The following is an 8,371-nucleotide window of genomic DNA, read 5'->3' on the forward strand; positions in this document are numbered from 1 at the left end:
CCTCACTGGCGACGCGAGCGCGTCTGACGCCGCGCAACCTTGCTCTACCAGCGGCTGACCGCTCAGGTCCTGGGCCACTGCAAAAGGATCGTCCCCGGCATCAGCCGGAACAAGGGGCGTTGTGGAATCCACAACGCCTGCCCTGCCCGGTCCAGCTTCGGCAGTTTTTTCTTCATAAACTTCAGGCAGGGAATCCGCTGTGGGCTGGATGTCTCCCAGGCGATCCCGCCAGCGGGACAAAAAGTCCCAGGAAAGCCAGGACAGCCGAAAACCGGAACTTTTTTCTTCCTGACTTTCCGCTGTTTCAGGCGTGTGCCGCACTATTTCGGGCAGACTTTGCCCGCGAGCGACAGCCTTTCCTGAAGATGAGGCATTCTTGGAGGATTTTTTTGTCTTTTCGTTTTGCTCTGCTTCGTCGGAACCGAATTTTTCCTCAAGCTTATCGCGCAGCCAATGCACAAGGCGACCAGCCAGGGTAAACCACGAGATGTTCCAGGCAAGCTGAAGCCCGGCCAGGAAAACGAAAAACCATACAAGCGCGGAGCCGCCGGGGCTGAGGTAACGGCTGGCATTGCTGTGCAGCGCGTTGCCGACCATGCCGCCGCCCCATATGTCGCCAATGGAAAAATCCCATGCCGCACCGGCGGCCAGCAGGCAGATGGTAAGCAGAAAGAAGCCGCACCAGCGCCACCAGTGCATGCCATAGGCGGGAGAGACGTAGGCCGCCCCCAGTGCGCCGAAAACCAGCGGACAGAGGAAGGCGGCCACGCCGAAGACATCGTTGAGAAATCCCGCAGTATACGCGCCAAAAAGGCCAGCCTTGTTACGCACTTCGACAGCGCCGCTGACCACATGGTTGAGGCTGGGGTCATTGGCGTCAAAGCTGAGCAGGCTTAATAAAAGCAGCAGTGCCCAGAAGAGCAGAAAAAGGCCAAGAAGTTCGCGGCTGAATTTATGGGCGTCCGTAGGGCTACCCTCCGGGACCGGGCATTATTCCCGGCCCAGGTATTCCTTGGAGCGGGTGTCCACTTTGATGCGGTCACCTTCGTTAACAAAAATAGGAACCTGAACGACAAGGCCGGTTTCGAGTTTTGCGGGCTTGGTGACGTTGCTCACCGTATCCCCTTTGGCGCCGGGTTCAGTTTCAACAACGGCCAGCACCATGCTTACGGGGATATCAATGTCCAGCGGGTTGCCCTTGTACAGCAGTACCCGGCACTCCTGACCGTCTTTCAGGAAGCCTTCTTTGCCATCCGTGGTCGAGACGGGCATTTGCAACTGCTCGTAGGTGGTCAGATCCATAAAAATAAGTTCGTCATCCTGACGATACAGAAACTGCATGTCGCGTGTTTCAAGGTCGGGCTTGCCTACCTTTTCGCCGGAACGAAAAGTAATGTCCTGCATACGCCCGGTGAGAATATTGCGCAGCTTGGTGCGCACCATTGCACCGCCCTTGCCGGGCTTGAAGTGCTGAAAATCCACAATTTCGTAAGGGATGCCTTCGACTTCGATTTTAAGACCCCTGCGAAAATCAGTGGTAGAATACATAGTTTACCTCCTACGTGTCGCCGCAAACCGGCATAAACTGGCATCAGGCCGGTCATTTGCCAACAGGGGCAAGAGCGGCTACCTTGTGCGGAAGTGTTTTGAAGGAAATCACGTTTCCGAACTGTAAATACTTGCCGAAAGTCAGGCACTTGTCAAGACTCAACCTTCAAGTATCACATGAGGTTTTTATGCCCATCAGCCTTACCCTGGAAAGCACCGCCTATACGCTGGATCAGCTTACTGCGCGCCCCGAGGCCCAGATAGCTCTGGCCGGGCGCTCAAATGTGGGTAAATCCTCTCTGGTCAACGCGTTGGCCGGCAGAAAAAAGTTGGCTAAAGTCAGCTCCACGCCGGGAAAAACCCGATCCGTCAACTTTTACCTGGTTGAGCCTTTTCGTTTTTACCTTGTAGACCTGCCTGGCTATGGCTATGCCCGTGCAAGCCATAGCGAAAGAGAAAAATGGGCAAAACTGCTGGAACGCTATCTGACGGAATGCGCCAGCCTGAAGGCTCTGGCCCTTTTGCTCGACTGTCGGCTCAGCCCGCAACAGCTTGATCTGAGCCTGGCCTCCTTTGCCCAGGTGCATGGCCTGCCTTTGGTTCCCATCCTGACCAAGGCCGACAAGTGCAATCAGCGTGAGCGCATGGCAAAACAAAAAGAATGGCAAAACATACTTGGGATTTGCCCTGTATTGACTTCGTCCAGCAGTCGCCTGGGCATTGATCGCCTGTGGGACGAACTGGCCCGGGCGGCCGGGGCGGCCGTGCCTCCAGAGGAAAACGCACAGTAGTGTCAAACAACCGGGCTGGACGTCACGTCAGGGGTATGCGGCACGCCCCTGCTCTCTCTCGTGACGTGTGTCCGGATCCATATGAATAATGATGCGTCCCAATTGCGGAGCGCTCAGCCGCAGTTGTTTTTCCAGGCGCATGCACACGGTGTGCGCCTCTTCAACGTTCAAGGTGGCGTCCACATCGCAGTGGAAAGATATGCAAATCCCCTGTTCCGGCGATTCGTAGGTTGAAAAACTGTGCGGATTGCCAGCCAGCGGTTCTTTTGCCAGCACAGTTTCTATTTCACGCCAGACCATCTCGGCATACGGCACTGAAACCGAAGCCCCATATGCCAGTGCGCAGGCTGTCCCTTCCGGCTCAAGATGGCTCACGACCTCGCTTCCGGGCAAAGATTCGTGTAAGTCTTCTTCAAAGTCCATGACGCGGCTATGTGCTTGGATAAAAGACATTTTTCCGGGAAGTTCCACATGCAATTCAATAAAACAATTGCCGGCCGACCGCAGGATGTGAATGTTATGCACAGCCAGGGCGTGCTTCCAGGCAGTGTGCTGCACCTGCACGAAAGGATCGCAGTGTTTGTCATCGTCGGCGCTGTAAGGCTCCACGTGAACGGTCACATCCGCGTCATCCAGCACTGAGCCCACGGCCTCTTCTGCCGCATGGGCCAGCTTGTGTCCTTCGCTGACCTGTATGCCCGGTTCCACCCCCACCGTCAGGTCCACAAAGCTGGTCGGGCCACTGGTACGCAAGCGTACATCGCGCACATTGGTAATACCGGGAACACGTTTCACGGCCTTTATGATTGCCTGCTGTTCGCGCATGGAGCCGGAGTCCATAAGAATATCCACAGCCTGGCGGGCCATATGGACGCTGGCTCGAAAAATGATGACGGCGACGATCAAGGCTGCCACAGTGTCCGCCTGAACCAGTATGGCATGCATAGGTCCCGGAACATTGAGAGCAGAGGCCAGCCATACTGCAAGAACGCCGACCAGAACTACGGCTGAAGAAAGAATATCGGTGGAAAAATGCAGCGCATCTGCCTCAAGCGCTTGGCTTTTATACTTTTTTGCCACGCGACGCAGTACGCGGACCCTGTTGATATCAATGATGATCGAAAGGGCCATGACACCAACGCCCCACAGTGAAGGCGTCACGGGGCTCGCACCGGCCAAGAGACGATCCGCCCCTTCATGGACGACCCAGAAGCAGGTTAAAAGCAGCAGCAGCGTTTGGGCCAGAGCCGAAAGATTTTCTATCTTGCCGTGACCATAGGGGTGCCGCGCGTCTGCTGGCCTGGACGCCACACGCACAGCGGCAAGAGTCATGGCAGCCGCCAGCAAATCCAGCCCGCTGTGCAGAGCTTCAGACAGAATGCCAAGGCTGTTGGTATGCAGCCCTACAGCAAGCTTGACGGCGGTAAGGGCAAAAGCCGCCCATAGGGATGTGAGGGCCGCGCGATTTTTTTCAGCACTGGCTTCCATCGAACCGGACATGAAGACCCCTCTAGTAAAAAAAAGCCCCCGGAGGGGCTTTTGTCTTTACGTTCCTACAACCACTTGAACCATTCGCGCCAGGACCCCTGACGTTTCTGCCGTGTTTCCTTGGCCTGCTCTTCCTTGTAGTAATGGTAGGCGGCAAGGCTTTTTTCCTTGGCGTGTTCGGCCACTTCCGGCACGTCCTGGAAATTCTTTACGATAAATTCGTAACGATGCCAGGCCGGACCATATTTTTTCATATGCCAGAACACGTCTGCAATATAAAGCTCGTGTTCCGCCATGAGCTTCCGGCAGGTTATCATGTGCTCTTCCGCGCCTTTGGCATAGGGAGAGTCCGGATACATCTGGTGCAGGCGATTAAAGTAATCGTATGCTTCCTGCAATTCCGTTGTCGCCCTGTCGATGGAGCGGAACTGTTTCAGCAGAGACATGCCCGTCTGATACAGCACGTAGGGGATGGCCTCATGCCTGGGATGCAGCGATTCGAAATCTTTGTAACTTTCAGTAGCCAGTTCGTATTCCTCATCAAGGAAATACGCATCGCCCAAGGAAAGTTCCGCATCAATGGTATAAGGGCTGAAGGGATAGGTATCGCGCAGTTTATTGTATAGCTCCACTGCCCGCACATAGTTTTTTTCACTCATGGCGTCGTTGGCGGCCTCAAAAATTTCCTGCGCAGTGTCTTCTGCAGGCGGCAGATATATCATATCGATGATGCCGCAGCCGGAAGCCATGAGCATGCTCATGACAAGCAAGATGGAGCGTAACAATTTTTTATGCATTGAGCTGTTCCAGAAAGACAAATGCCGCTTGGGCGGCGGTTGCGCCGTCGCCGGCGGCGGTGATGACCTGGCGGCAAAGCTTTGAGCGTATGTCACCGGCGGCAAAAATGCCGGGAATGCTGGTACGCATCTCGGTATCTGTCACGATAAAGCCCTGCTCATCAAGCACGATTCCCTGAGGAAGGAAGTCCGTTACCGGGGCAAAGCCCACATAAATGAACAGCCCGTCAACAGGCAACAGATCTTCCTGGCCGCTCAGAAGGTTCTTTACGGTCAGTCCGGTCAAAAAGTCTTCACCGTGCAGCTTCGTAATGACCGAACTGCGCATGATGTTGACCTTTTCCGGCATGCTTTCGAGCCTTTCTTCATATACCTTAAGACCCCGGAAGCTGTCGCGTCGATGGATGAGGTGAAGTTTGTTCACTATTTTTGAAAGATAGAGGCTTTCTTCCATGGCGGCATTGCCGCCGCCCACCACGGCTACAGTCTGGTTGCGATAAAAGTTTCCATCGCAAAGCGCGCAGTAGGAAACACCCTTTCCACGCAGCCTGTCTTCATCTTCAAGCCCCAGGTGGCGATGCTTGGCCCCTGAGCAGACCAGCACGGTCTTGCACGCGTATTCTCCGTCTGAAGATCGCACGGTAAACCGGCCCGCCGAACCGCTAATGGATTCAACCACGGTGGCGGGCCTGTCTATCGGCAAGCCTTCGAGATGCGCGGCGAAGAGGTCGGCAAGTTCATAGCCCTTGATGCCCTTGGGAAAGCCCGGGTAGTTCTCCAGCGCTTCTGTTTGCAGCAACTGCCCTCCGGAGGTCAGACGCTCCGGCATAAGAACGCTGCAACCTGACCGCGCCAGATACAGGGCTGCGGTAACGCCAGCGGGGCCGCCGCCGATCACAACGGCATCGTATGCTTTCATGCCAGCGCCTTGGTATCAAGCAGATCTTTCATGGCGGCCTTGGTCACAGCGCCGGTGATCTGCTCGACAGTTTCGCCGTTTTTGAAAAGCACAAGGGTGGGGATGGCGCGAATGCCGAACTTTGTAGGAGTGGCGGGATTTTCATCCACGTTCATCTTAACGATGCGCACCTTGCCTGCGTATTCGGTGGCAAGCTCGTCAATAATGGGGCCAACGGCGCGGCAGGGACCGCACCAGGGCGCCCAAAAGTCAAGCAGAACCGGCAAATCGGACTTGAGGACAACACTTTCAAAGGTGGCGTCAGTGACCTGTTCAGCCATAACTATCTCCTTAGGTTTATGTTGCGCACTGCATGCCCGAAAGGGCGCAGAGGCGGAAAACCGAAGCTTCGGGATATGGATTCCGAGGCCTCTGTATTGAGCAAGAGTAGTTTCCAAAGACCTGACTGTCAAGACAATCTCATGTTTCCGACAGGTCTTCGGCGTATTCGCGGCAGCGCCTCATGTCGTCAGGCAGCGCACGCCCGCGGGGGACAGTTTCCATATGCAGTTGATGGTAATATCCCTTTTTCCCGAGCAGCCAGCCCGCATAGGCTATCATGGCCGCGTTGTCTGTACACAGGTGCGGGCCGGGAATGATGGCGTGGCCGCCCCTGTGCTCCATAAGTTCCGTAACGCGTCGCCGCAGCAGCGAGTTGCAGGCAACGCCGCCAGCAAGAATCAGATATTTCAACTGCGGGTTTCTGTCCAGTGCTCGTGCTGTCTTTGCGCAAAGGGTGTCCACCACGGCCAGATTGAAGGCGGCGCAACAATCTTTCAGCTCTTGCGGCGCATCCGCCGTTGACACCAGAGGGCGCGGCCACGCCACACCCTGAAGATGCTGCTGAATATAGGTGCTGGCCGCAGTTTTCAAACCACTGAAGCTGAAATCCAGATTGTCATTGTCAAGGTAAGGACGAGGAAAAACAATGCCATCTGCCCGCCCTTCCCCTGCAAGAGCATCCATAAGGCGTCCGCCCGGATAGGCCAGGCCAAGCACTTTGCCGACCTTGTCAAATGCCTCTCCCGCCGCATCGTCCAGTGTGCGCCCAAGGGGCAGGCACTTCCACGGGGCTTCCATGCGATACAGATGCGTATGCCCGCCGGAAACCAGCAGACCCAATGCCGGGAATTCCAAAGGCTGTTCCAGACCAGCTGCCAGCAGGTGCGCCTGAAGATGATTGACGCCGATAAAACGCGCGCCCAGGCTCAAGGCAAGCCCCTTGGCAAAGGCCACGCCCACCAGCAGACTGCCAAGCAGCCCCGGCCCACGCGCCACAGCCACGAGGTCAATGTCTTCATTGTTTTTGCCGCTACGCCGCATCAGTTCGTCAAACAGGGGGCCGATATAACGGTAATGCTCGCGAGACGCCAACTCGGGCACAACTCCGCCAAACAGTGCGTGCATGTCAGCTTGGGTGGACAATACGGAATGCAGCAGACGGCCATCTTCCACCAGGGCCAGTGCGGTTTCATCGCAGGAACTTTCAATGCCGAGGCAAAGCATATGGTCTCTCTTTCAACAGAAAACAGGAGCCACACCAAATGCGGCTCCTGAGTTTCGCGCAACTAGTGGTCAGGCTGTCAGGCCCGCATGTCTGGCGTAAATGCTTTCAACGGCTTCCACATCTTTGGCAGAACCGATAAACAATGGAGTACGTGCATGCAAATGTTCGGGGACCCTTTCAAGAATCCGCCCCCTGCCGTCGCTGGCCCTGCCGCCCGCCTGCTCCGCAAGAAAGGCCAGCGGCGCGGCTTCGCACATAAGGCGCAGCTTGCCATTGGGTTTTTTGGCATCCGACGGATACATATAGATGCCGCCGTTGATGAGCGTACGGTGAAAATCTGCAACAAGTGCGCCGACATATCGGGAAGAATAAGGCTTTCCGTCTGAAGTCTCGCAGCCGTGAAACCAGTTGACGGCTTCGCGGGCCGGGGCATCCCAGTTCTTCCAGTTCCCTTCATTGACCGAGTAGATGTAGCCTTGCTCGGGAATAGACATGTTGGGGTGGGAAAGCAAAAATTCGCCCACTCCGGGATCCAGTGTAAAGCCATGCACCCCCTGTCCCGTGCTGAGCACAAGCATGGTGGATGGGCCGTATAAAATATAGCCTGCCGCCACCTGCCTGTTGCCCGGCTGAAGAACCTCATCCAGCGTCACTTCACCCGAATGCCCTTCGGGGCGGCGCAAAATGGAAAAAATGGTACCCACATTGATGTTCACATCAATATTGGAAGAACCGTCCAGCGGATCAAAAATCAAGATGTAGTCGCCCCGGGGAAATTCCGGCCCAATCCGGATAAGATCGGCCTCTTCTTCCGAGCTCATGGCGCACAATGCACCGCAACGCTCCATACGGTACAGCATGATGCGGTTGGCGATTGTGTCCATTTTCTGAACATTCTCGCCCTGCACGTTCACTTCGCCCGTGCCACCGAGAATATCCAGCAGCCCCGCCTTGTTAATACGGCGGGAAATGCTTTTGCCGGAAAGAATAAGGTCGTACAGCAAGCCGGTAAATTGCCCCGTGGCCTGCGGGGTGCGCTTTTGATGCAGCAGCAGATGTTCCGTGACCGTGATGTCAGCCATGCTGGCCTCCTGCAAAAAACAGATGTTCCGTGTACCTAAAGGCTTGCGCCGCCCCGGGGCGGCGCAAGTTTCATGCTATGCGTCAGTTCCGTGGCCCGAAGGGGCTTGGACGCCCGCCCGGCAGAGTATCCGGCGCGGCAGTGTTGTCCGGCGTATCGCCGGACGGGGAGACAGCGCCAGCTTCTTCCTGTGCGGGCTTG

General features: G+C 56.0%; 9 protein-coding genes. 1 reads left to right on the forward strand and 8 read right to left on the reverse strand.

Translation table 11 applies throughout. From position 1 onward, the window contains the following. The coding region (locus V6C07_RS10095; protein ID WP_442891934.1) for a DNA translocase FtsK 4TM domain-containing protein at positions 1-924 on the reverse strand (924 nt) is incomplete at its 3' end. A gap of 66 nt (positions 925-990) precedes the next feature. After that, positions 991-1,548 (reverse strand): elongation factor P, encoded by a 558-nt coding sequence (gene efp, locus V6C07_RS10100; protein ID WP_333536324.1) that lies wholly within the window; start codon positions 1,546-1,548, stop codon positions 991-993. A 188-nt stretch (positions 1,549-1,736) separates the two neighbouring features. On the opposite strand from efp, the gene yihA reads away from it, so the two are divergent. Continuing rightward, positions 1,737-2,339: a ribosome biogenesis GTP-binding protein YihA/YsxC gene (gene yihA, locus V6C07_RS10105; protein WP_333536325.1), complete on the forward strand. Its 603-nt coding sequence runs from the start codon at positions 1,737-1,739 to the stop codon at positions 2,337-2,339. Between the two features lie 27 nt (positions 2,340-2,366). On the opposite strand, the gene V6C07_RS10110 is transcribed toward yihA, so the two are convergent. The 6 genes from V6C07_RS10110 to fbp form a co-directional block, all read right to left on the reverse strand. Then, positions 2,367-3,839, reverse strand: coding sequence for a cation diffusion facilitator family transporter (locus V6C07_RS10110; RefSeq protein WP_333536326.1), 1,473 nt, complete (start codon positions 3,837-3,839; stop codon positions 2,367-2,369). A gap of 53 nt (positions 3,840-3,892) precedes the next feature. After that, positions 3,893-4,624 (reverse strand): outer membrane protein assembly factor BamD, encoded by a 732-nt coding sequence (locus V6C07_RS10115; RefSeq protein WP_333536327.1) that lies wholly within the window; start codon positions 4,622-4,624, stop codon positions 3,893-3,895. Further along, on the reverse strand, positions 4,617-5,543 hold the full coding sequence (locus V6C07_RS10120; RefSeq protein ID WP_333536329.1) for an NAD(P)/FAD-dependent oxidoreductase: 927 nt from the start codon (positions 5,541-5,543) through the stop codon (positions 4,617-4,619). Before V6C07_RS10120 ends, V6C07_RS10115 begins: the two co-directional genes overlap by 8 nt. After that, entirely contained in the window at positions 5,540-5,863 is a 324-nt protein-coding gene (trxA, locus tag V6C07_RS10125) for a thioredoxin (protein ID WP_012624828.1), read from the reverse strand. Before trxA ends, V6C07_RS10120 begins: the two co-directional genes overlap by 4 nt. 139 nt (positions 5,864-6,002) lie before the next feature. Beyond that, the gene (gene tsaD, locus V6C07_RS10130) at positions 6,003-7,088 is read right to left on the reverse strand and encodes a tRNA (adenosine(37)-N6)-threonylcarbamoyltransferase complex transferase subunit TsaD (protein ID WP_333536332.1); all 1,086 of its coding nucleotides are present in this window, start codon (positions 7,086-7,088) and stop codon (positions 6,003-6,005) included. A gap of 69 nt (positions 7,089-7,157) precedes the next feature. Further along, on the reverse strand, positions 7,158-8,171 hold the full coding sequence (gene fbp / locus V6C07_RS10135; RefSeq protein WP_333536333.1) for a class 1 fructose-bisphosphatase: 1,014 nt from the start codon (positions 8,169-8,171) through the stop codon (positions 7,158-7,160). Positions 8,172-8,371 lie beyond the last annotated feature (200 nt).

This window comes from Desulfovibrio sp. 1214_IL3152 (assembly GCF_036763055.1).
Classification (GTDB): domain Bacteria; phylum Desulfobacterota; class Desulfovibrionia; order Desulfovibrionales; family Desulfovibrionaceae; genus Desulfovibrio.

What these genes read in the sequence shown, in the direction of transcription:
- efp (WP_333536324.1), bottom strand. Translation starts at nt 1,548, where the DNA reads ATGTATTCTACCACTGATTTTCGCAGGGGTCTTAAAATCGAAGTCGAA.
- yihA (WP_333536325.1), top strand. Translation starts at nt 1,737, where the DNA reads ATGCCCATCAGCCTTACCCTGGAAAGCACCGCCTATACGCTGGATCAG.
- V6C07_RS10110 (WP_333536326.1), bottom strand. Translation starts at nt 3,839, where the DNA reads ATGTCCGGTTCGATGGAAGCCAGTGCTGAAAAAAATCGCGCGGCCCTC.
- V6C07_RS10115 (WP_333536327.1), bottom strand. Translation starts at nt 4,624, where the DNA reads ATGCATAAAAAATTGTTACGCTCCATCTTGCTTGTCATGAGCATGCTC.
- V6C07_RS10120 (WP_333536329.1), bottom strand. Translation starts at nt 5,543, where the DNA reads ATGAAAGCATACGATGCCGTTGTGATCGGCGGCGGCCCCGCTGGCGTT.
- trxA (WP_012624828.1), bottom strand. Translation starts at nt 5,863, where the DNA reads ATGGCTGAACAGGTCACTGACGCCACCTTTGAAAGTGTTGTCCTCAAG.
- tsaD (WP_333536332.1), bottom strand. Translation starts at nt 7,088, where the DNA reads ATGCTTTGCCTCGGCATTGAAAGTTCCTGCGATGAAACCGCACTGGCC.
- fbp (WP_333536333.1), bottom strand. Translation starts at nt 8,171, where the DNA reads ATGGCTGACATCACGGTCACGGAACATCTGCTGCTGCATCAAAAGCGC.